At 67.0% G+C, this 19,569-nt stretch carries 21 protein-coding genes; 14 read left to right on the top strand and 7 right to left on the bottom strand.

The window, feature by feature from the left end; all coding sequences use genetic code 11:
• The first annotated feature begins 4 nt into the window (after nt 1-4).
• Both ASF80_RS09725 and ASF80_RS09720 read left to right on the top strand, forming a co-directional pair.
• Nucleotides 5-493, top strand: a complete 489-nt coding sequence (locus tag ASF80_RS09725; RefSeq protein ID WP_056310257.1) for a molybdenum cofactor biosynthesis protein B — start codon at nt 5-7, stop codon at nt 491-493.
• Nucleotides 490-930, top strand: a complete 441-nt coding sequence (locus tag ASF80_RS09720) for a molybdenum cofactor biosynthesis protein MoaE (RefSeq protein WP_056310255.1) — start codon at nt 490-492, stop codon at nt 928-930. The genes ASF80_RS09725 and ASF80_RS09720 overlap by 4 nt, the downstream gene beginning before the upstream one ends.
• 125 nt (nt 931-1,055) lie before the next feature.
• Here ASF80_RS09720 and ASF80_RS09715 read toward each other — a convergent pair whose 3' ends face one another.
• The 4 genes from ASF80_RS09715 to ASF80_RS09700 are packed head-to-tail and all read right to left on the bottom strand — an operon-like array spanning nt 1,056 to nt 3,794.
• Complete coding sequence (locus ASF80_RS09715) at nt 1,056-1,310, bottom strand: MoaD/ThiS family protein (RefSeq protein WP_056310253.1); 255 nt, start codon at nt 1,308-1,310, stop codon at nt 1,056-1,058.
• On the bottom strand, nt 1,307-1,786 hold the full coding sequence (gene moaC, locus ASF80_RS09710) for a cyclic pyranopterin monophosphate synthase MoaC (RefSeq protein WP_056310251.1): 480 nt from the start codon (nt 1,784-1,786) through the stop codon (nt 1,307-1,309). The genes ASF80_RS09715 and moaC overlap by 4 nt, the downstream gene beginning before the upstream one ends.
• A complete protein-coding gene (gene glp / locus ASF80_RS09705; protein WP_056310249.1) occupies nt 1,783-3,030 on the bottom strand; it encodes a gephyrin-like molybdotransferase Glp in 1,248 nt (415 codons plus the stop codon). The genes moaC and glp overlap by 4 nt, the downstream gene beginning before the upstream one ends.
• Nucleotides 3,027-3,794: a HesA/MoeB/ThiF family protein gene (locus ASF80_RS09700; RefSeq protein ID WP_056310247.1), complete on the bottom strand. Its 768-nt coding sequence runs from the start codon at nt 3,792-3,794 to the stop codon at nt 3,027-3,029. Before ASF80_RS09700 ends, glp begins: the two co-directional genes overlap by 4 nt.
• Nucleotides 3,795-3,944: 150 nt before the next feature.
• On the opposite strand from ASF80_RS09700, the gene ASF80_RS09695 reads away from it, so the two are divergent.
• The 7 genes from ASF80_RS09695 (at nt 3,945) to ASF80_RS09665 (ending at nt 10,024) form a co-directional block, all read left to right on the top strand.
• Complete coding sequence (locus tag ASF80_RS09695; RefSeq protein ID WP_056310245.1) at nt 3,945-4,337, top strand: TOBE domain-containing protein; 393 nt, start codon at nt 3,945-3,947, stop codon at nt 4,335-4,337.
• Nucleotides 4,338-4,340: 3 nt separating this feature from the next.
• A complete protein-coding gene (modA, locus tag ASF80_RS09690; RefSeq protein WP_056310243.1) occupies nt 4,341-5,126 on the top strand; it encodes a molybdate ABC transporter substrate-binding protein in 786 nt (261 codons plus the stop codon).
• On the top strand, nt 5,123-5,911 hold the full coding sequence (gene modB, locus ASF80_RS09685; protein WP_056310241.1) for a molybdate ABC transporter permease subunit: 789 nt from the start codon (nt 5,123-5,125) through the stop codon (nt 5,909-5,911). Before modA ends, modB begins: the two co-directional genes overlap by 4 nt.
• Entirely contained in the window at nt 5,908-6,963 is a 1,056-nt protein-coding gene (locus tag ASF80_RS09680) for an ABC transporter ATP-binding protein (RefSeq protein ID WP_056311973.1), read from the top strand. Before modB ends, ASF80_RS09680 begins: the two co-directional genes overlap by 4 nt.
• Before the next feature lie 242 nt (nt 6,964-7,205).
• Entirely contained in the window at nt 7,206-7,919 is a 714-nt protein-coding gene (locus ASF80_RS09675) for a hypothetical protein (protein ID WP_157521018.1), read from the top strand.
• 278 nt (nt 7,920-8,197) lie between these two features.
• Complete coding sequence (gene moaA, locus ASF80_RS09670) at nt 8,198-9,283, top strand: GTP 3',8-cyclase MoaA (RefSeq protein ID WP_056310236.1); 1,086 nt, start codon at nt 8,198-8,200, stop codon at nt 9,281-9,283.
• Nucleotides 9,284-9,436: 153 nt separating this feature from the next.
• Complete coding sequence (locus ASF80_RS09665) at nt 9,437-10,024, top strand: hypothetical protein (RefSeq protein WP_235559930.1); 588 nt, start codon at nt 9,437-9,439, stop codon at nt 10,022-10,024.
• Between the two features lie 10 nt (nt 10,025-10,034).
• Here the strand turns inward: ASF80_RS09665 and ASF80_RS09660 are convergent, their stop codons facing one another.
• Both ASF80_RS09660 and ASF80_RS09655 read right to left on the bottom strand, forming a co-directional pair.
• Entirely contained in the window at nt 10,035-11,249 is a 1,215-nt protein-coding gene (locus ASF80_RS09660) for an amidohydrolase (RefSeq protein ID WP_056310234.1), read from the bottom strand.
• 51 nt (nt 11,250-11,300) lie between these two features.
• On the bottom strand, nt 11,301-13,541 hold the full coding sequence (locus tag ASF80_RS09655) for an ATP-binding protein (RefSeq protein ID WP_162239127.1): 2,241 nt from the start codon (nt 13,539-13,541) through the stop codon (nt 11,301-11,303).
• Nucleotides 13,542-13,677: 136 nt separating this feature from the next.
• Between ASF80_RS09655 and ASF80_RS09650 the strand changes: the two genes are divergently transcribed.
• Both ASF80_RS09650 and ASF80_RS09645 read left to right on the top strand, forming a co-directional pair.
• The gene (locus tag ASF80_RS09650) at nt 13,678-15,039 is read left to right on the top strand and encodes an AAA family ATPase (protein WP_056310230.1); all 1,362 of its coding nucleotides are present in this window, start codon (nt 13,678-13,680) and stop codon (nt 15,037-15,039) included.
• A gap of 92 nt (nt 15,040-15,131) precedes the next feature.
• Nucleotides 15,132-15,503: a hypothetical protein gene (locus tag ASF80_RS09645; RefSeq protein ID WP_157521017.1), complete on the top strand. Its 372-nt coding sequence runs from the start codon at nt 15,132-15,134 to the stop codon at nt 15,501-15,503.
• Between the two features lie 129 nt (nt 15,504-15,632).
• Here the strand turns inward: ASF80_RS09645 and ASF80_RS09640 are convergent, their stop codons facing one another.
• Nucleotides 15,633-16,280, bottom strand: a complete 648-nt coding sequence (locus ASF80_RS09640; RefSeq protein ID WP_056310226.1) for a TetR/AcrR family transcriptional regulator — start codon at nt 16,278-16,280, stop codon at nt 15,633-15,635.
• 167 nt (nt 16,281-16,447) lie between these two features.
• On the opposite strand from ASF80_RS09640, the gene ASF80_RS09635 reads away from it, so the two are divergent.
• From ASF80_RS09635 to ASF80_RS09625, 3 genes are all read left to right on the top strand, one after another.
• Nucleotides 16,448-18,112 carry an ABC transporter substrate-binding protein gene (locus tag ASF80_RS09635; RefSeq protein WP_056310223.1) on the top strand — a complete coding sequence of 555 codons (1,665 nt, stop codon included), beginning with the start codon at nt 16,448-16,450 and terminating at the stop codon, nt 18,110-18,112.
• Nucleotides 18,113-18,184: 72 nt separating this feature from the next.
• Nucleotides 18,185-19,009, top strand: a complete 825-nt coding sequence (locus tag ASF80_RS09630; protein WP_056310222.1) for an ABC transporter ATP-binding protein — start codon at nt 18,185-18,187, stop codon at nt 19,007-19,009.
• On the top strand, nt 19,006-19,569 hold a 564-nt coding region (locus ASF80_RS09625), incomplete at its 3' end, for an ABC transporter ATP-binding protein (RefSeq protein WP_235559928.1). The genes ASF80_RS09630 and ASF80_RS09625, both read left to right, overlap by 4 nt.

Below are 19,569 nucleotides of genomic sequence, written 5' to 3'. Positions count from 1 at the left end.
AGCCATGACGTCGCTCCCCGCCTGCGTGATCACCGTCTCGGACCGTTCGTTCGCCGGGGAACGCGAAGACAGAGGCGGTCCGATCGCGGTCGGTCTGCTGCGGGATGCCGGGTGGCACTGCCCCGACGCCGAGGTCATCCCCGATGGGGCGGCCTCCGTCGCCGATGCACTGCGCCGAGCGGTCGCGCGGGGCGTGCGGCTGATCGTGACGACGGGCGGCACGGGCGTCAGCCCGCGAGATGAGACCCCCGAGGGCACCCGTCAGGTCATCACCCGCGAGGTGCCGGGCATCGCCGAGGAACTGCGTCACAGCGGCCTCTCCGACACGCCGCTGTCGGTGCTCTCCCGCGGGCTCGCCGGTGTCGTCGACCCGGCCGGAGCGCTCGTCGTGAACCTGCCGGGATCCACGCGTGCCGTGGCATCCGGAGTTCCCGTGGTGCTGACCGTCGCGAGACACGTGGTCGACCAGGTCGAGGGCGGTGACCACGCATGAACGAGGTGCGGATCGCCGCGATCTCCGACCAGCGCCTCGACCTCGACGCTCATCTCGCCGCCGTCGAGGACCCTGCGCTGGGCGGCGTGACGACCTTCATCGGCCGGGTGCGCGACAACGACCCGGATGCCGAGACGCCTGTCGTCGGGCTCGAGTACAGCTCGCACCCCGACGCCGAGACCACACTGCGGCGCATCGCGGAGGAGGCGGCAGCGGATGCCGTCGGCGAGGCCCGCGTCGCGGTGGCCGTGAGTCATCGCATCGGACGGCTCGACGTGGGCGATGCGGCCGTCGTGATCGCGGTCGCCGCCGAGCATCGCGCCGAGGCGTTCGAGGTGTGCCGCGCGATCATCGAGGACATCAAGACCTCGCTGCCCGTGTGGAAGCGTCAGGTCGAGTCCGACGGATCGACGTCCTGGAAGGGCATCGGCGGCTGAGCCGGGTTGCGGCTGCTTCACGCGGCCAGTTGCGCTTCTGACGGCCGTTCTCGGCATCCGCGTCCTTCCGAAGCGCAGATCGCCGCACGAAGCGCACGCCCCGCGGCCATCGCTTCGCCGGTGGTCTAGCCTCCGGCGAACGGCGGGAGCACGTCGATCAGCTGAGCATCGTCGAGCGATCGGTCGTCGTCGCTGCGCACGCCGTCGACCATGACCGCGCAGCGCGGCAGGATGTCGGCGAGAGCCGGATGCTCCGCCACGAGTGCCGCGCGGAGCTGTGCGAGCGAGCGCTCGCCGCGTTCCTCCGAGTCGGTGCCCGCAGCCTCTGCGGCGGCCGCGAAGTAGCGCACGCGCACGGTCGTGGTCAGCGGCGCGGTCATCGGGTCTCGCCCTCGCGCACCCAGTCGCCCGAGCGTCCGCCCGACTTCGCGACGATGCGCACGTCTTCGATGACGACCGAGCGGTCGAGTCCCTTGATCATGTCGACGATCGCGAGAGCGCTCACCGAGACGGCTGTCAGTGCTTCCATCTCGACGCCGGTACGGTCGGCGGTGCCGACGGTCGCCTCGACGTGCACGCCGTCGTCGACGATGTCGAGCTCGACGTTCGCCCGGTGCACGCCGATCACGTGGGCGAGGGGCAACAGGGCGGGCGTCGACTTGGCGGCCTGGATGCCGGCGATGCGGGCGACCGCGAGCACGTCGCCCTTGGGGGCGGTGCCGTCGCGCAGCGCCGCGATGACCTCGGGGCTGCAGCGCACGAAGCCGCGAGCGGTCGCGGTGCGGACGGTCGGCTGCTTGGCGGTCACATCGACCATGTGCGCATGACCGGCCGAGTCGAGGTGCGTGAAACTCATTCGACCAGCATGACATCGATCACGTCGCCCACGGCGACGGCCTCGGCCTCGGCGGGCACGATCGCGAAAGCGCGTGCCCGGGCGAGACCGCCGGCCAGATGCGATCCGGACCCTCCGGCGGTCGCGGGGCGCACCGTGCGGTTCGCGAGGTCGACGACGGCGGGCAGGTACTGGCGCCGCCCGGGAGGGGTGGTCCAGGCGGCATCCGCCGTGAAGGATGCGCGAGCGCGATGGATCTCGGAGCGACCCTGCAGCGCGAGCAGCGCCGGCCGCACGAAGACCTCGAACGAGACCGCGACGCTGACCGGGTTGCCGGGCAGCCCGAACACGAGCGTGCCGGAGTCGAGTGCGCCGAACGCCTGCGGTTTGCCCGGCTGCATCGCGACGCTCGCGAACTCGACGGCACCCTGTCCGTCGAAGGCGCCGCGCACCGGCTCGTAGGCTCCGGCGCTGACGCCGCCCGTGAACACGATCACATCGGCGCCGCGTTCGACGGCGGTCGCGGTGACGGTGCGGACGGCGTCGGCATCGTCGGCGACCCGGGCGACGAGCACGACTTCGGCGTCGGCTGCGGCGACGAGCAGTTCGAGCAGCGGGCCGTTCGAGTCGGGGATTCGGCCACGGGTGGCGGGCTCACCCGGCTCCAGCAGCTCGCTGCCCGTCGAGACCACGGCCACACGCGGCGCCCGGGTCACCGAGACGGTCTCGACGCCGGCTGCGACGGCCGCCGCGAGCTGGAAGGCGCCGAGGCGCTCGCCGGCGAGCACGACGGCATCCCCCGCTCGCAGGTCGGCGCCGCGGCGGCGGACGAATGCTCCCGGTGTCGCCGGTGCCCGCAGCACCCGCACCTCGCCGAGCGAGTCGGCGAGCCCTCCGGCGGTGTCCTCGAAGGGCACGATCGCATCGGCCGCGGTCGGCGTCGGGGAGCCTGTCATGATCCGCGCGGCCTCGCCGGCATCCAGAGGCGGGTCGTCGGACACCCCGGCGGGCAGATCGGCGACCACGCGCAGCACCACCGGGTTGTCGGCGGATGCAGCGGAGACGTCGGCCGCTCGCACCGCGAAGCCGTCCATAGCCGAGTTGTCGAAGAGGGGGATGTCGTGGGCCGCCGTCGCGGGCTCCGCAAGAGTGCGGTGGGCGGCGTCGCGGATCGGCCGTGTCTCGGCGGGCAGTGTGCGCACGGCATCCAGCACCCGCGCGAACTGCTCCTCGACCGTGCGGCGGCTGCCGCTCGCGGCGCTCATGCCGACACCGCCGAACGGATCGCGATCTCGTGCTGTCTCGAGGTGAGTGCGTCGATGATGGCGAGGCGCCCGAGCAGCGGCGCGCCCGCGCCGGTGATGAGCTTCACGACCTCGCCCGCCAGCATCCCTCCGACCTGCACGCACAGCGCGCCGAGCACGCCGACCTGCGCGCAGCTGGGCGGCTCGCCCTCGGTGCCGAGCGGGAAGAGATCGGTCAGCACGACCGGATCGTGCTCTGGCGGGTTCGACCAGAACACGGTCGCCTGCGCGTGCCACTCCTGCACGGCGCCCCACACGAGGGGGACACCGAGGGCTTCGGTCGCGGCGGCGACATCGCGCCGGGTCGCGAAGGAGTCGCTCGTGTCGACCACGATGTCGGCGCCGGCGAACAGGCGCTCGGCGTTCTCGGAGTCGAGTCGCTCCGCCGCCGTCACGACATCCGCCCCGGGCGACAGGGCCATGATCGCGCGCGCCGCCGAGGTGGTCTTGGGCCTGCCGATGTCTTCGACGCGGTGGGCGAGCTGGCGCTGCAGATTCGTCAGCTCCACGATGTCGTCGTCGATCACGGTGATGCTGCCCACTCCTGCCGCGGCCAGTGCGAGAAGCACGGGGGAGCCGATGCCGCCGGCGCCGACCACGGTGACGTGGGCTGCGGCGAGGCGGCGCTGGCCCTCTTCTCCGATGCCCGCGAGCACCGCGTGCCTGGCGGTGCGGACGAGTTCTGCCGGGTCGAGGGCGGGCGCGGGGGCGACGAGCGGCTGCATGTCCCCAGGCTATGCCCGGGGTGCTCGATTGCGGCGGGCGCAGGGGGATTCGCCCGGGGTGCGGAGCGGATGGATGCGGCTCGCACGCCTCCCTTCCGCTGATGCGGTTTTTTTCTGCCTCAGTATCCGCTTCTGCGGTAATGTTCACTCATGCAGAGCTTTCGGATCTCACGTGCGGCACAGCTGCTCGGCGTGAGCGACGACACGGTGCGGCGCTGGATCGACCAGGGACTGCTGCCGACGACCGACGCCGTGCCCGCCGAGATCCCCGGAGACGCCCTCGCCGCCCGTGCCGTGGAGCTCGCCGAGGAGGCGCAGGAGTCGAATCATGCGCTCTCGAGCGCCCGCAACCGCTTCGTCGGCATCGTGACCCGCGTGCAGATCGACGGAGTGATGGCGCAGGTCGACCTGCAGTCCGGACCCCACCGCGTCGTCTCGCTGATGTCGGCCGAGGCCGCCCGCGAGCTGCAGCTCGAGGTGGGCTCGCTCGCCACCGCATCCGTCAAGGCGACCAACGTCGTCGTCGAAGTGCCGAAGGACTGACACATGAACCGCACCCTCCGCCGCACCCTCACGGTCGCGCTGACCGCCGCAGCGCTCGCCCTCACGGGGTGCGCCGCCGGTGCCGAATCGCCGACACCGACCGCCGCCGACGAGGCATCCGCGAGCACAGTGAGCGGGGAGCTCACGGTCTACGCGGCGGCCTCGCTCTCGGGTGCGTTCGACGAGATCGGCGCGGCGTTCACCGAGGCGAACCCGGACGTCGACTTCAGCGGGGTGTACGACGGGTCCTCGACGCTGGTCACGCAGCTCCTCGAAGGTGCCCCGGCCGACGTCTTCGCCTCCGCCGACGATGCGAATATGGACAAGCTCGAGGATGCCGCGGTCGACCCGACCCTGTTCGCCTCCAACACGCTCGTGATCGCCGTGCCGACCGGCAACCCCGGCGGCGTCGAGACCCTCGACGACCTGGCTGACGTCACCACCGTGCTGTGCGCCCCCGAGGTGCCGTGCGGTGCCGCATCCGCCACCCTGATCTCGAACGCGGGCGTCACGGTGGAGGCGGCCAGCCTCGAGCAGAACGTCACGGCGGTGCTCACCAAGGTCGCCGCATCCGAGGCGGATGCCGGGCTCGTGTATGCGACCGACGTGATCGGCCGCGACGACGTCGAGGTGATCGTGCCCGCCGGCGCCGATGAGGTCGTCAACCACTATCCGATCGCCGCACTGTCCGAAGCCCCGAACTCCGCGGCCGCCGAGGCGTTCGTCGCCTTCGTGCTGTCAGACGAGGGGCAGCGCATCCTGGCCGACTTCGGATTCGGAAAGCCGTGAGCGCGGCCGGAGCCCGCGGATACGCGCCGCGTGCCCTGGCCGTCCCCGCGCTGATCGGTCTCGCGTTCCTCATCCTCCCGCTCGCGGCCCTGGTCGCCCGCGTCGAATGGTCGACCTTCCTCGCCGACGTGACGTCGGAGGCCGCGCGCTCGGCGCTGCTGCTGTCGTTGGGCACGGGGCTCATCGCCACGCTGCTGTGCATCGTGATCGGCGTGCCGCTGGCGCTGACGATCGCTCGTTCAGGGCCTCGCCTCGCGGCCGTGCTGCGTGCGGCGGTCACGGTTCCGCTCGTGCTGCCGCCCATGGTCGGCGGTGTCGCCCTGCTCTACCTGTTCGGGCGGGCGGGGTGGTTCGGCGGGCTCGGGCTCTCGTTCAGCACCCCGGCGGTCATCCTCGCGCAGACCTTCGTGGCGCTGCCCTTCCTGGTGCTGGCGGTCGAGGGCGCCGTGCGCACCTCGGGGGTCGAGTACGAGCGCACCGCCGCGGCGCTCGGCGCCGGCCGCTGGACGATCCTGCGCCGCATCACCTTGCCACTGGCGGCCCCCGGAATCGTGGCCGGCGTGGTGCTGTGCTTCGCGCGGGCGATCGGTGAGTTCGGGGCCACGGCGCTCTTCGCGGGCAACCGCCCCGGCGTCACGCAGACCATGCCCCTGGCGATCTACACGGCCTTCAACGGCGCCGGGGTGACCCAGGGAGCCGCAGTCGCCCTCGCACTGCTGCTGCTCGCCACCGCGATCCTCGTGCTGCTGCTGGTGCGCGGGTGGCGTCCGGGGGCTGCACGATGAGCGCCGTCGGTGGCCTGCACGCTCAGGTGGTCGTGCCGCGGGAGCACTTCACGGTCGACGTCTCACTGCAGGTGGCGGCGGGAGAGACGGTCGCCGTGATGGGGCCGAGCGGTGCGGGCAAGTCGACGCTGCTGCAGGCGCTCGCCGGACTCGAACCGTTGGGTGGGGGCGAGATCGCCGTCGAGGGTCGGGTCGTCGACCGGGTCGCGAAGCCCAGGGTGCGGACCGAGCCGATGCGCCGCGGTGTCGTGCTGCTCGGGCAGAAGCCCCGGCTGTTCCCCCATCTGTCGGCGCGAGAGAACGTGGCATTCGGGCCGCGTGCGGCGGGGGTCGAGGCGCGAGCAGCGCGAGCTGGCGCCGACGACTGGCTCGCGCGCGTCGGGCTCCCCGGCGCCGGAGAGCGGATGCCGCACGAGCTGTCCGGAGGAGAGCAGCAGCGGGTCGCGGTCGCGCGTGCGCTTGCCGCATCCCCTCGTGTCGTGCTGCTCGACGAGCCGCTCGTCGCCCTCGATCCCGAGACGGCCGGTGACATCCGGCGGATGCTGCGCGACCAGCTCGTCTCGACCACGACCGTCGCGGTCACGCACGATGCCGCGGATGCCGTCGCGCTCGCTGACCGGCTGATCGTCGTCGAGGCGGGCCGCGTGACGCAGGAGGGGATGGTGCGAGAGGTGCTCGCCTCACCCGCATCCGGTTTCGTCGCATCGATCGCCGGGGTGAATCGCCTCGTCGGGGTGGCGAGTGGGGGAGCATGGCGAAGCGGCGAGGTGCTGCTGACCAGTGACGATCCGGCCTCGCGTGCTCTCGCTGCGACGGACGGTGCCGCGCTCGCCGCGGTCTTCCGCCCGGGCGATGTGCGGGTGGCCGACACCGGACCGGAGTCGTGGCCGGCTGTGGTCGCGCGCATCGAGCCCACGCTGGGAGGCATGCGCGCGCACACCGATGTCGGGGCGGTCGACCTGTCGCTGGATGCTGCCGGAGGGGTCGCGGTCGGTGACCGGATTCGGCTGCGGGTGGACCCGGCCCTGGTGCGGTTCGTCGCGGTGCCCTGAGCTGCGCCCAGCTTTCGTGATCAAGCATCGAATTCTCCGCTGACAGCGCTTCATATCGATATGCGTCGCGGTGGGTGTGGAGGAAGAAGGCTCGTTGCCGTCAGAGTTTCATTCGGACGCGGCCGATAAGACCAGAACTCGTCTCCGCACGGTAGCGATGGGACCTTGGGAGGGTCTTGCACCAGCGTCGGTGCGAGGAAGAGGAGATGGTGACGATGTCAGACACTTCGAGAGGGGCGACAGTGGGGGACACGGTTGCAGCCCGCGGACTCGTCCGCCACGACGAACACGACTCGTGGTTGATTCCGGTGGTCTCGCTGTCACCCGAGACCCGCCTTGCTATGGACGATGCCAGGATTCACCTGGAAGCATCTTCGGATCTCGATCGCTTGACCCACGGCTACGTCGAGGCGCGAGGAGTGTGGGTTCGCGAGGGAGCAGTCGCAGTTCGGGACATCATTCCGGTAGCTGAGAATGCCGCAGTCCTTGCGCCGCCGCCGTCATTGGGTACGCAGGCTCTTCTGTCTTTGCCTTCTGCTGCTGGCAGCCGGGCCGGGATCGATCTCTCCCTCGCTCGGTCGGTCGCTGGCGAGCTGGTCGAGAAAGAAGCAGCATTGCATTTCGTCGTGGTGGACGACGCCGAGCATTTCGCAGTCGTTGTCGCGGCCACTGATGTCGATCGCGTCGAGTCTGAGCTGGGGCCGCTTCTGGGCACTTGCCTGGTCGTTGTCCACTCTCAGAACACCACCGCCATGCTCCGACGCGCGGACGAGATTCTCGCCAATGAGGACCGGGACAACAACCTCCTCATGGCAGGAGAGGCGATGAGTCCGAATGGTGACTACCGCGTCGTCGGCATCGTCAAACACTGGACACCGGCGCTGAGTGCGGCGCCTGCAAGCGCGCTCGAAGTGCGGGCGTGGATCCACCCATTTGAGTCAAAGGAGATCTCATGAACAAGAAGATGGCAGCGCTTGCGGTGCCAGCAGCCGCAATGCTGGGAATCGATTCTTCGACCCCAGCTCTTCTGGCTTTCACGGCCCCACAGCGACCGCAGCAGTAGACGGCGTCGCCGACAGGTGCGCGGCGACAATCACACGGGGACGAGTCGAAACCGTTGAGCACCCGCACTGGAGGTCTGCGACCTGGCAATATGCCGGTCGTCGTCGCCGCGCGGGCCTTGGCGCCGGAGTCGCGGGTAGTCTCGGAACATGTCGGGGAGAGGGATGGAGCGATGACGGCTGTGCCGGTCGTGATCGGGATGCGAGCGCCGAGCGCCGCGGTCATCGATGCCGCCGCGCCCGCGTCGCACGGACTCGTCGACACGCACGGTCGCGTGCACCGTGACCTGCGCATCTCGCTGACCGACCGCTGCTCGCTGCGCTGCACGTATTGCATGCCCGAGCAGGGCAACGAATGGCTCGCGCGCACGAGCATCCTCTCGACCGACGAGATCGTCGAGGTGGCGCAGGTCGCGGCCTCGCTCGGCATCCGCACCTTCCGGCTCACGGGCGGTGAACCGCTGCTGCGCGCCGACATCGTCGAGGTCGTTCGCCGCGTCTCCGCGATCCAGGGCGACGAGGGCCCCGTCGAGGTCGCCATGACCACCAACGGCATCACGCTCGCGAAGCACCTGCCCGCGCTGATCGACGCCGGGCTCACACGTTTGAACATCAGCATCGACACGGTCGACCGTCAGCGCTTCGCCGACCTCACTCGCCGGGATCGCATCGACGACGTGTTCGAGGGCATCGCGGCAGCGGCGGCATCCGAACTCCGCCCGCTCAAGCTCAACACCGTCGCCATGCGCGGTGTGAACGACGACGAGCTGCCCGACCTGGTCGCGTTCGCGATGGAGGTCGGAGCGCAGCTGCGCTTCATCGAGCAGATGCCGCTCGACGCCGGGCACACCTGGGATCGCGCCTCGATGGTCACGCGCGAGGAGATCCTTGAGAAGCTCAGCGCAAGATGGAGCCTCGAGCCCGTTCCCGGTCGCGGCGGTGCACCCGCCGAGAAGTGGCGCATCGACGGAGGGCCGCACGAGGTCGGTGTCATCGCCTCGGTCACCGCCCCCTTCTGCGGCGCGTGCGACCGCCTGCGCCTGACCGCCGACGGACAGCTGCGCAACTGCCTGTTCTCCAACGCCGAGTACGACCTGATAGGCGTGCTGCGCGGCGACGGGGCATCCGACTCCGCCCGGCGTGCCGGCGGGATCGCCGACATGCTCCGCTCCTGCGTGCACGGCAAGCTGCCGGGACACGCGATCAACGACCCGTCATTCCTGCAGCCCGCCCGCGGCATGAACGCCATCGGCGGCTGAGTCAGCCCCGCTTCGCGTTCACAACGCAGCAGAGAACGCGCGTTCCGCTCTCGCGGGACACGAATCCGATCCGAGCCGACGCGTTCTTCCTGAATTGTGAACGGCGGCGCTGCCTGACGGCGGCGGCGTCGTGTCGGCTGTTACCGTGAGCTCGTGAGCAGCCCACCATCCGACGACTCGCGCCACGCCGGCAGTGACCGCCTCGCTCCGGCGCGCTCGCCTGCATCTGCCCGCGCGACCGGCGTCGTCATCATCGCCATGAGCATCGCGGTCTGGTGGCCGGCGTTCACACTGGGCGCGTGGGGGACCTTCTTCTTCGATCAGCTGCTCACTGTGTGGGCGGCATCGGTCGGTGCGCTGATCGTGGTGCTCTTCCAGCCTCGGGGGAGGCCGCGGGTTCTCAAGGCGCTCGCTCTGCTGGTGCCGTCCCTCTGGCTGGTGCTGTCGTTCGTGCCCCTGGACTCCGACGATGTGCTGACGGTCGTGATCGACCTCCTGGCCGTCTTCGTGGCGTTGCTGAGCGTGCCTGCCACGATCTGGGTGCTCGCCCGCGTCATGTGGCCGGAGTTCGGCGAGGACATCAGCCGAGGCCGGCGATTCCTCGTGGTGATCGCGGTCGTCGTGGTCGGCGTGGCCTCGTTCGCGCTCGGCGCGAACCAGGAGCATTTCCTGACCTGCGGCGACTTCGTCGTCAGCGGCAACTCCGAACCGCAGGGCTGCGTGCCGGGACCGCCGAGCTAGCGGAACAGCCTCAGTCGAGGAACTCGCGCGCCGCCGCCGACAGTGCCGTGACGCCGACCTCGATCGTCGGGTGGATCTCGGGCGCGAAGAACGGCGAGTGGTTGGTCGGGATGTCCTTGTCGAGGGTGCCGGCCGCCGCTGACTCAGCGAACTTCGCCGCATCGACGCCGCCCCAGAACCAGAACACCAGGGGCGCCCCGGTGTCTCGGGCGAACCAGGACACGTCCTCGCTGCCGGTGAACATGCCGGGGTCGATCACCGACGCCTCACCGAGCGCGCGCTGCAGCGCCGATGTGACGCGTGCCGTGGCATCCGCATCGTTGATCGTCGGCGGCAGGGTGTGGTCGGTGCGGATCTCGGGCTCGCGCTCTGCTCCCGATGCCGCGGCCTCGGCGCGCACGATGCGCTCGACGCTCGCAAGCACCTTGTCGCGCATCTCGTCGTTCGGGTAGCGCAGGCTGAGCTCGAGCTTCGCCTCGGCGGGGATGATGTTGTTCTTCAGACCCGCGTGGATCGAGCCGACCGTCACCACGGCGACGTCGCGGGGGTCGACCTCTCGCGAGGCGATGGTCTGCAGTCGCATGACGGTCGCCGCGGCCATGACGACGGGGTCGATGGTCGAGTGCGGCCGCGAGCCGTGACCGCCGCGTCCGTGCAGCACGACGGTGAGGCCGTCGGATGCCGCCATCTGGGTGCCTGGGCGTACGCCGATCGTGCCGGCGGGCAGGGGAGTGACGTGCTGGCCCAGGACGACATCGGGGTGCGGCACGAGGTCACGCAGGCCGGCGTCGAGCATGGCGCGGGAGCCTGCTCCGTACTCCTCGGCGGGCTGGATCAGTACGACCACGGTTCCCGACCAGTCGTCCTTCTCGGCGACGAGCTTCTCGACCGCACCGATCATGGCGGTGACGTGCATGTCGTGACCGCAGGCGTGCATGACGGGCACGGTGTTGCCGGCGGGGTCGATGCCGGTCGCGGTGCTTGCATAGGCGAGGCCGGTCTCTTCGCCGACGGGCAGTGCATCCATGTCGGCGCGCGCCCAGACGACCGGACCTTCGCCGTTGCGCAGGATGCCGACCACGCCGGTGACACCGATGCCCTCGTGCACCTCGAGGCCGAGATCCCGCAGGTGACCGGCGGCGATGCCGGCGGTGCGCGTCTCCTGGAACGAGAGCTCAGGATGCTGGTGCAGGTCGATGTAGAGCGCTTCGAGGTCGATCGTCATGGCCCCGAGCCTAGTCGTGGCGGTACTGCTGACCACCTCTTGCGGTGGCAGTTACTCCCCCAGTCGAGAAAAGAGTCGGCGTAGCTCGCCGTCTGTTGCATCTTCGACTTCAATGCGGGGTCGGATTGAGTTCTCACCTTGTGGTACCTCATCGTTCGGTCTGTTGCTTATGTCGTCATAGGCGCTCGACCACAGGTGCGAAGTTATCGGCACTCCCAATGACTCGGCGGCGGCCTCGAGTTCGTAGAGCTCTTCCAAGTCCGAAACCTCCTCGATTGAATTACTAAGACGGTCTTCTGCCCACTCGCGGAAGCGCGCTGAAAAGGCTCGTGCGTCTTCATCGAAGAGCGACGGGGAATCGGCGATCACGCTAACTACCAAGGACCAGTCTGACGTTGAATCGGCCGCCATCGCGGCTGCAGTGATTGCTGATTGCTCATCCGAACTCAACTGCTCGTCTTCGAGTAAGGCTCTGGCGAGTGTCAGGGCGCTTGCGAGGTCGTGCGCGCCCGTTGTTCTCCACAACTCGACCGCAAGCTTCATCTGCTCTTTCCACCACTCGTTGAACAGTTCGCTGCCAACCGAGGGCGCCCTGCGACGAACTCGCCTAATAAACAGAAGACGAGCCTCCCCGTATCGTCCAAGAGGAGCCGAGGGCGCGCGGTCGAACCACCAAGTCGGAGGTCCGGCATCGAAGGTGCGCATGAAGGCTCGCTCAAGAGCTTCTTGCAACGTCACCGTTTTCGATGCACGCACGACCTGTGCCTCTAACCATTCAAGTTGTTCGAAGTAAATGGCGCCGTCCAGCAGCTGCCGAGCATCGGTGGTGTTCTCGCGCAACCAAGATGCGGCGAAGTCGGAAACTGACGGATTTGCGATCTCTATTTCCGGTTCATGCGCCCAGCGATTGCTAGCTCGAGTGAAGGAATCATCGAGAACCCGGAGCGCTTGTCGGAGCGCTCCCTGGGGCGGTCGCCTACCGCGCTCGGCGACGACCGCGTCGAACACTGGATGTAGGCGGGAAACGGTGATCGCGCTCGGGATAGAGCTTAGGATGAGGACCAAGTCTCTACAATCGTCGTCGAGCTGTTGAGTAAAGGCGTGCTGCCAGATTCGTTCGGGGTGGTCTAGGTTCCAGAGAGCGAAATCAAGGGTGCTGGTTCCCTGCGGCGCCGCGGAGTAGTTGGCGGTCGTGTATTCGATGATTCGCGGATTGTAGTTGGGGTGGTCGACCACCTCAAGGTATCCGGCGTTCCGAAGCATCGATCTCTTCTGGGGCTTGGTCAGCTCTTGGTTGTGGAAGAGGTGATTGTAAAGGATCAGGCCGCGCTCCCGCCGCGAGTAGGAGCGAAGCTCGATAAGGAGTCTCGACAACGGCAGGTCCAGACGATCCAGTTCTTCGTACCAGCTTCGAGCTTGTTGAAGAATATGCTCGCGGGTAGTCAAAATGAACAATGTGTTCTTTGAGCGACGGCACCGACGCATAAAGGTAGCTAGTCGTTTGTCCTCATTCTTCGTCAGGCGATTATGGAGGAATGTCGCTCCGAGGAAGTCGTCGTAGATAAAGACCTGAAGTCGGCTTTCCTCGAGGACTGAATGAGCCTCTTCAATATCCTCAGAGATCTCGATCGGCTCGTAACCCTTTGACACGGCGTCGGCAACAAGCATCCGGGCGATGGTGGTCTTGCCTATGCCGGGTGGACCCGATAGAACTAGGACCTTCTCGCTGTGCAGGCGATCACTTGCTACTCCGTAGGCGCCGGTATCAACGAACCGCGGTAGGGTCTCGGCAATCTCTTCGAGCATCCGTTCGCTACGCACCCAGGTCGCTGAGTGCAGGACTCGATCGAGCAACGCGAAGTTGCTGATCCAGAGCTTTACGTGGTTGCGTTCCACAGCCACATGACGATTGAGCAGCAGCTCGAGGTCCTCCGCCCCAATGATTTCATCGTCGGACGCTATCCAGGGTGAAAGTAGTTTCCGAAGTTCAGTCTTGTTCCCGGGGGTCAACGAGTGTGTCGTTACGAAGCGATAGCGGTTTGGTTGTGGATCGAGCTTACGGAGCTTGGTCGCCTCGACCCTCGCCTTTGACCTAATTTGCGGGAAGGTACTTCCTTCCATGTGCTTGCACTGCACCACGTCAAGACAGCCGTCAGGGCCAAGTGATCGAACGTCCACTCCTCCGTCCGCGCCGCGGGCGAAAGCTTCGTAGACTCGACCCTCGTCCGCACCAAGTAGTTCGGCGACGAGGAGCTCGAAGTCATGGTCGGACAGGTTCTTGTAACTGCGCACGAACGTACTTTCCCACATATCGCTTGCGCAGGCGCCGTCCCGGGCGGGCACTGACCCTCCAGGCCTGAGGGTCGGATTGACGCTGGTTGTCCTGGGTGCTAGCTACTCGGTGGCGTGTTGGGCCTACGATTTATCCATGACAGACGCCCGCGTGACCGAGCTGAATCTGGTTGCCTTCAAGTCCTTCCGAGAAGAGTCGCTTCCGCTTGACGACCTGACGCTCCTGATCGGGCGCAACAGCTCAGGTAAGTCGAACGCGTTGGATGGGCTAGAGGTGCTCGCCCGTCTAGCGGAGGGCGAAGACCTGATAGATGCGCTAGACGGACGCCGGAGAGAGATGGGAGCGGTTCGCGGTGGGTCCGAGGGCTGTGCGCCCCACGGGACGAATAGCTTCACGCTTGGCTGCCGCGTAGATTACGCCGGTGAGTCGTTGCGGTACGAGGTGACGATCGAAGTTCGGCCCGATATTCGCATAATCGCGGAGAAACTTTACGGGTATGGAGTAGCCGCCGCAAGCGGTGCACGTTCGTATGGTCCGATCTTCGAGACGAGACGAGCGGGCGCCCCCGGTACCGGGATCGAGGCCGAGATTCACAACGGTAAACGTGGATCAAATCCGTGGTCGAGGTTTCGCGACAGCAGGCTGCTGTTGACGCAGGTTCCCCTGGTTGTCCCAGGGGCAAACCGGGCGGAGAGGTCTGTCCTCAGGGCCGTCGCAGCCGTGAGGAATGCTCTCAGAGGGGTCTTTCACTTCGATCCAATTCCACACTTGATGAGAGATTTCGTTCCCGGCAGAGATGTCGAGCTTCGTCGAACGGGCGAGAACCTGTCGGCTGCACTTAGGAACTTGCAATCCACTGACCCCGATGCATTCCGCCGCATCGGGGAACTTGTGCGGCTGATCGCGGATGACGGAGTTCAAGGCATCTCGTTCGTGAGCAGTGAACTCGGTGACGTTATGTTGGCGCTACAGGAGTCTCGCGGTGCGGCGACTGAGCGATCCGAGCGAACGCCGGCTCGAGAGATGAGTGATGGTCTTCTCCGTTTCATCGGGATCGCGACGGCATTGCTCTCGCCGCAGAACGGTCTAGACATCGATTCGGCGATGTCGTCATCGATAGACGACGAAGAGCCGCGGGGTGCAGTGCTCGTAGTGCTGGAAGAGCTCGAAAACGGTCTTCACCCATCCCAAGCGCACAGGGTGCTCGAACTGATCCGGGAGAGCAGCCGATCCACCGGAACCAGTGTGCTGATCACGTCGCATAGTCCAGCTCTCCTTGATGCTGCGGAGGGTCATCTTAACGAAAACATAATCGTTTGCTATCGACACCCCGGTTCCGGGTACAGCAAGCTTGAGCGGATTATTGATCTTCCCGGATACGCGATTTCGCTTGCGGAAGGCTCACTCGGCGCGGCCGTGACGAGCGGCAAGCTATCGTCGGGCGCGCACGAGGAACCCGATTACGCGGAATTTCAGCGACTCCTGGGGCTCGGATGATGACTGAGGTTTCATTCATTGACACCACGGTGCTTTGCAACTTAGTGCCAGTTCCAGGTCGCGATCAGAATGCGGATGAGGTGAAGCGAGAGATGACGGAGCGTCTCAATCGCCGGGAGCGATTCATTCTTCCGATCACGTCGGTCATCGAGACGGGCAACTTCATAGCTCAACTCGCTGATGGGCAGTTGCGCCGGCAGACTGCCGAGAAGCTCGACGCTATCCTCAATCTCATCTGCGAGCGCAAAGCGCCGTGGGTTCTTCATGACGTCGCGTGGGACAGAAACTTCCTGCGCACCCTGCTCGACGGCGCCGACACGATGTCGACGTACGTCGAGCACGCAATGAATAAAGTTGGCGCTGGCGACCTTTGTATCATCACGGAGCGGCTCCAGTTCGAGGAACGATCCAAGATTCGGGCCAAAATCTGGACACTTGACGACGGGCTTCTGGCGCACGCGTAGGCTTGCCACCGGCCCGACCTTGGATCTCGTAGTCAGCCTCGAGTGGATCAGCTGTAGCAGCGGCTGTTGCGGTCGTGACGAGCTGGGGTTGATTCTCGGATCCAAGATCGTGCGAGACTCGACGTCTCGCTAGTCGTGGCGGTAGGACTCCAGCGTGGGTCCGGGGTGCAGCACGCCGTTCACGATCGCGCGGATCGCGAACTCGCTCGCCTCGCCGAGGTCGAAGACGTCGCGGTGCAGCAGCCATTGCAGCTGCAGGCCGTCCATCACGGCGAGGATTCCGGCCGCGGCGGTCGCGACCGTCTCGGGCTCGGTGACGCCCTCCTGGGCGCACAGCAGATGGAATGCGTCGGTCACCTCGCGGCGCAGCGTCGTGTACCGCTCTTCGAAGTACTCGCGACCGGGATGGTTGTCGGTCACGGATTCGGAGGACAGGACCGTGTACGCCTGCACGATGCCGGGGCGCCGCTCGTTGGCGATCGCCGTGCGCACCAGGTGCAGGAAGAGCTCGGGGCCACCGGGGATGTGCTTCTCGGCGAGCTCGGCCACGTCGGCCTGGTCACGGTAGGCGAGCACCTCGAGCAGCAGCTTCTGCTTCGAGCCGAAGTGGTGCAGCACGCCCGCGTGGGTGATGCCGACCTGCTCGGCGACATCGGCGAGAGTGCCGTTGGTCGAGCCCTTGTTGCCGAAGATCTCGACGGCTGCCTTGAGGATCTGCTCCCGCTTCTCGCGGGTGGCAGGCCGGACGGACGTGTGGGCGACAGCATCCTTCGACATGGTCCATCCTCTTCTGCACGGAATCCTGCACTGGATCGTACTTGCCAACTCTACTTACCAACGAGTAACCTCGCACCAGCTTACTTTCTCGCCAGTAAGCAAAGACAGGTCGGATGCCCGAGCACCGACAGCACCACAGCACAACGACCCGTGCCCAAGGAGAAGCAATGAAGCTCAGAAAGTCCCTGATCGCTGTCGCGGCGATCTCCGCCCTCAGCATCTCGGCCCTCGCCGGCTGCGCCGCCGGCGGATCGAACGACAGCGGCTCCGGAGACGGTGCCGCCCTGACGATCGCCAAGCCAGACGGCGCGATCACCACCGAGTCGAACAACCCGTACGTCGGCGACTCGTCGGCCTCGAAGTACGGCTACGGCAAGGTCATCTTCGAGACGCTCGGCCTCGTGAACCAGACCGGTGACCGCGAGGTCACGCCCTGGCTCGCCGAGAGCATCGAGTGGAACGACGACTTCACCGCGGTCACGGTCGTGCCCCGCAAGGACGTCACCTGGAGCGACGGCGAGCCGTTCACCGCCGACGACATCGTCTTCACCTACGAGCTCGTCTCGACGCCGGAGCTCGACACCGCCGGCCTCAAGTTCGAGGGCGCGACCGTCGAGGGCGACGCCGTCACGCTCACCTTCGGGGAGTCGAAGTACGTCAACCAGGCCCGCGTGCTGCACGTGCCCATCGTGCCGAAGCACATCTGGGAGAAGTTCGACGAGCCCGCGACCGACCCGGTCAAGGGCGACGACCTGGTCGGCACCGGTCCGTACGCGCTGTCGAACTGGTCGACCGAGTCGGTCACGCTCGATGCCCGCGACGACTACTGGGGCGGCGACCTCGCCGTTCCCGAGCTGCACTACGTCTCGTACGGCGACAACACGGCACTCACCACCGCGCTCGCGCAGGGCGAGGCCGACTGGGCGCAGGCGTTCATCCCGCAGATCCAGGAGCAGTTCCTCGACGCCGACCCCGAGCACAACAAGTTCTTCGTGGCTCCGACCACCGGGTCCGCGACGCTGTTCATGAACCTGCAGCAGAAGCCGTTCGACGATGTGGCGTTCCGCAAGGCGCTCGCCTGGGTGATCGACCGCGACGCCTACGTCGACATCGCCCGTGAGGGTGCCAGCGAGCCGGTGTGGTCCGTCACCGGTCTGTCCTCGATCCTCGAAGACGAGATCCAGCCCGAGTTCGAGGGCCAGGACTACTCGGTCGACGCCGAGAAGGCGCGCGGGATCCTCGAAGAGGCCGGCTACACCTGGAAGGACGACGCGCTCGTCGACCCCGAAGGCACGCCCGTCTCGTTCACCCTCTCCGTCCCCTCCGGATGGAGCGACTGGAACACGGCGCAGGAGCTCATCGCCGAGGACATCACCGAGGCGATCGGCGCCGAGGTCAAGATCGACATGCCCGACTGGGGCGGCTGGGCCGGACCCCGCGACGAGGGCACGTTCTCTGCCATCATCCACTGGCTCGAGGACAGCGGCACGGCCTACGGCCTCTACACCTCGACCATGGACCCGCGCTGGATCTCTCCCGAGGGCATCGCAGGATTCAACTTCGGACGCTTCGAGGACCCGGCGGCCACCGAGGCGCTGAACACCTACGCGAACGCCTCGTCCGACGAGGAGCGCACCGCGGCGATCACCACTCTCGAGCAGATCTTCGTCGATCAGGTCCCGGCGATCCCGCTCGGAGCGCACCCGCTGCTCGGCGAGTACAACACCCGCAACTACGTGGGATGGCCGTCCGAGGACGACCCCTACGCCTCGGGTGACCCGACGCAGCAGAACATCGTGATGATCCTCACGAAGCTGAAGCCGGCCGAGTAAGCAGCGCGCGGAGGGGCGGATGCGACCGCATCCGCCCCTCCCACCGACCTCCCGACCGACGAAGGACCCCTCATGTCAGAACCCCTGCTCAGCGTGCGCGACTTCTCGGTCGTGTACGACGTCGATCCGCCCGTCGAGGCGGTGAAGAACGTGACCCTCGAACTGCAGCGAGGCGAGATCCTCGGCCTCGCGGGAGAGAGCGGGTGCGGCAAGACCACGCTCGCCTACGGGGTGCAGCGCCTGCTGCGTGCCCCCGCGGTGATCGCCGGCGGCAGCGTGACGTTCCACGATGCATCCGGCGTGGACGTCGACATCAACGCCCTCGACGTCGACGCGATGCAGAAGTTCCGGTGGGACAAGGTGTCGATGGTGTTCCAGGGGGCGATGAACGCGCTCAACCCCGTCGCCACGATCGGGTCGCAGCTCGAGGACGTCTTCGAGATCCACCGCCCCGACATGACGCGTCGGCAGCGCCGTGCCGAGGCCGAAGAGCTGCTCGAGATCGTCAAAGTCGGGCGCCAGCGCACCCGCTCGTTCCCGCACGAGCTCTCGGGCGGCATGCGCCAGCGCGTCATGATCGCGATGGCCCTCGCCCTCCGTCCGCAGCTGATGGTCATGGACGAGCCGACCACCGCGCTCGACGTACTGGTGCAGCGAGAGATCCTCAAGCAGATCTCGCAGCTGCGACACGAGTTCGGCTTCTCGGTGATCTTCATCACGCACGACCTTCCCCTGCTGCTCGAGATCAGCGACCGCATCGCGATCATGCGCGAGGGAGAGATCGTCGAGCTCGCGTCCGCCGAGCAGATCTGGACGAATCCGCAGAACGACTACACGAAGACACTGCTGTCGTCGTTCCCCCGTCTCACCGGTGCGCGAGGAGTGCTGACCCGATGACCACTCTCGAGTTCTCCCACGTCACCAAGACCTACAACGTCCGCGGAGCCGGTCAGCTCAAGGCGCTCGACGACGTCAGCTTCACGCTGAACTCCGGGCAGACCATCGGCCTGGTCGGCCAGTCGGGCAGCGGAAAGTCGACCATCGCGAAGATCCTCACCCAGCTCGAGACGCCGACGACCGGAGAGGTCCGCCTCGACGGCAAGCCCATCCCTCGACGCGGCAAGGGGCTGCGGAAGTACCGCCAGCAGCTGCGCATGGTGTTCCAGGATCCGTTCGCCTCGCTCAACCCGTACCACTCGATCAGGTACCACATCGAGCGCCCGATCCGTCTCGACGACGTCGTGCCGAAGAAGGAGACCGAGGCCGAGGTGCGCCGACTGCTCGAGCGCGTGCGGCTCGACGCGGATGCCGTGATCGACCGCCGCCCGCATGAGCTCTCCGGTGGCCAGCGTCAGCGCGTGGCGATCGCCCGCGCGCTCGCGTCCCGCCCGTCGCTGCTCGTCGCCGACGAGCCGGTGTCGATGCTCGACGTGTCGATCCGTCTCGGGGTGCTGAAC

The organism is Microbacterium sp. Leaf159, from assembly GCF_001423615.1.
Lineage (GTDB): Bacteria > Actinomycetota > Actinomycetes > Actinomycetales > Microbacteriaceae > Microbacterium.
This window is presented reverse-complemented; position numbering and strand designations above follow the sequence as displayed.

What these genes read in the sequence shown, in the direction of transcription:
- ASF80_RS09725 (WP_056310257.1), top strand. Translation starts at nt 5, where the DNA reads ATGACGTCGCTCCCCGCCTGCGTGATCACCGTCTCGGACCGTTCGTTC.
- ASF80_RS09720 (WP_056310255.1), top strand. Translation starts at nt 490, where the DNA reads ATGAACGAGGTGCGGATCGCCGCGATCTCCGACCAGCGCCTCGACCTC.
- ASF80_RS09715 (WP_056310253.1), bottom strand. Translation starts at nt 1,310, where the DNA reads ATGACCGCGCCGCTGACCACGACCGTGCGCGTGCGCTACTTCGCGGCC.
- moaC (WP_056310251.1), bottom strand. Translation starts at nt 1,786, where the DNA reads ATGAGTTTCACGCACCTCGACTCGGCCGGTCATGCGCACATGGTCGAT.
- glp (WP_056310249.1), bottom strand. Translation starts at nt 3,030, where the DNA reads ATGAGCGCCGCGAGCGGCAGCCGCCGCACGGTCGAGGAGCAGTTCGCG.
- ASF80_RS09700 (WP_056310247.1), bottom strand. Translation starts at nt 3,794, where the DNA reads ATGCAGCCGCTCGTCGCCCCCGCGCCCGCCCTCGACCCGGCAGAACTC.
- ASF80_RS09695 (WP_056310245.1), top strand. Translation starts at nt 3,945, where the DNA reads ATGCAGAGCTTTCGGATCTCACGTGCGGCACAGCTGCTCGGCGTGAGC.
- modA (WP_056310243.1), top strand. Translation starts at nt 4,341, where the DNA reads ATGAACCGCACCCTCCGCCGCACCCTCACGGTCGCGCTGACCGCCGCA.
- ASF80_RS09680 (WP_056311973.1), top strand. Translation starts at nt 5,908, where the DNA reads ATGAGCGCCGTCGGTGGCCTGCACGCTCAGGTGGTCGTGCCGCGGGAG.
- moaA (WP_056310236.1), top strand. Translation starts at nt 8,198, where the DNA reads ATGACGGCTGTGCCGGTCGTGATCGGGATGCGAGCGCCGAGCGCCGCG.
- ASF80_RS09660 (WP_056310234.1), bottom strand. Translation starts at nt 11,249, where the DNA reads ATGACGATCGACCTCGAAGCGCTCTACATCGACCTGCACCAGCATCCT.
- ASF80_RS09650 (WP_056310230.1), top strand. Translation starts at nt 13,678, where the DNA reads ATGACAGACGCCCGCGTGACCGAGCTGAATCTGGTTGCCTTCAAGTCC.
- ASF80_RS09645 (WP_157521017.1), top strand. Translation starts at nt 15,132, where the DNA reads ATGACGGAGCGTCTCAATCGCCGGGAGCGATTCATTCTTCCGATCACG.
- ASF80_RS09640 (WP_056310226.1), bottom strand. Translation starts at nt 16,280, where the DNA reads ATGTCGAAGGATGCTGTCGCCCACACGTCCGTCCGGCCTGCCACCCGC.
- ASF80_RS09635 (WP_056310223.1), top strand. Translation starts at nt 16,448, where the DNA reads ATGAAGCTCAGAAAGTCCCTGATCGCTGTCGCGGCGATCTCCGCCCTC.
- ASF80_RS09630 (WP_056310222.1), top strand. Translation starts at nt 18,185, where the DNA reads ATGTCAGAACCCCTGCTCAGCGTGCGCGACTTCTCGGTCGTGTACGAC.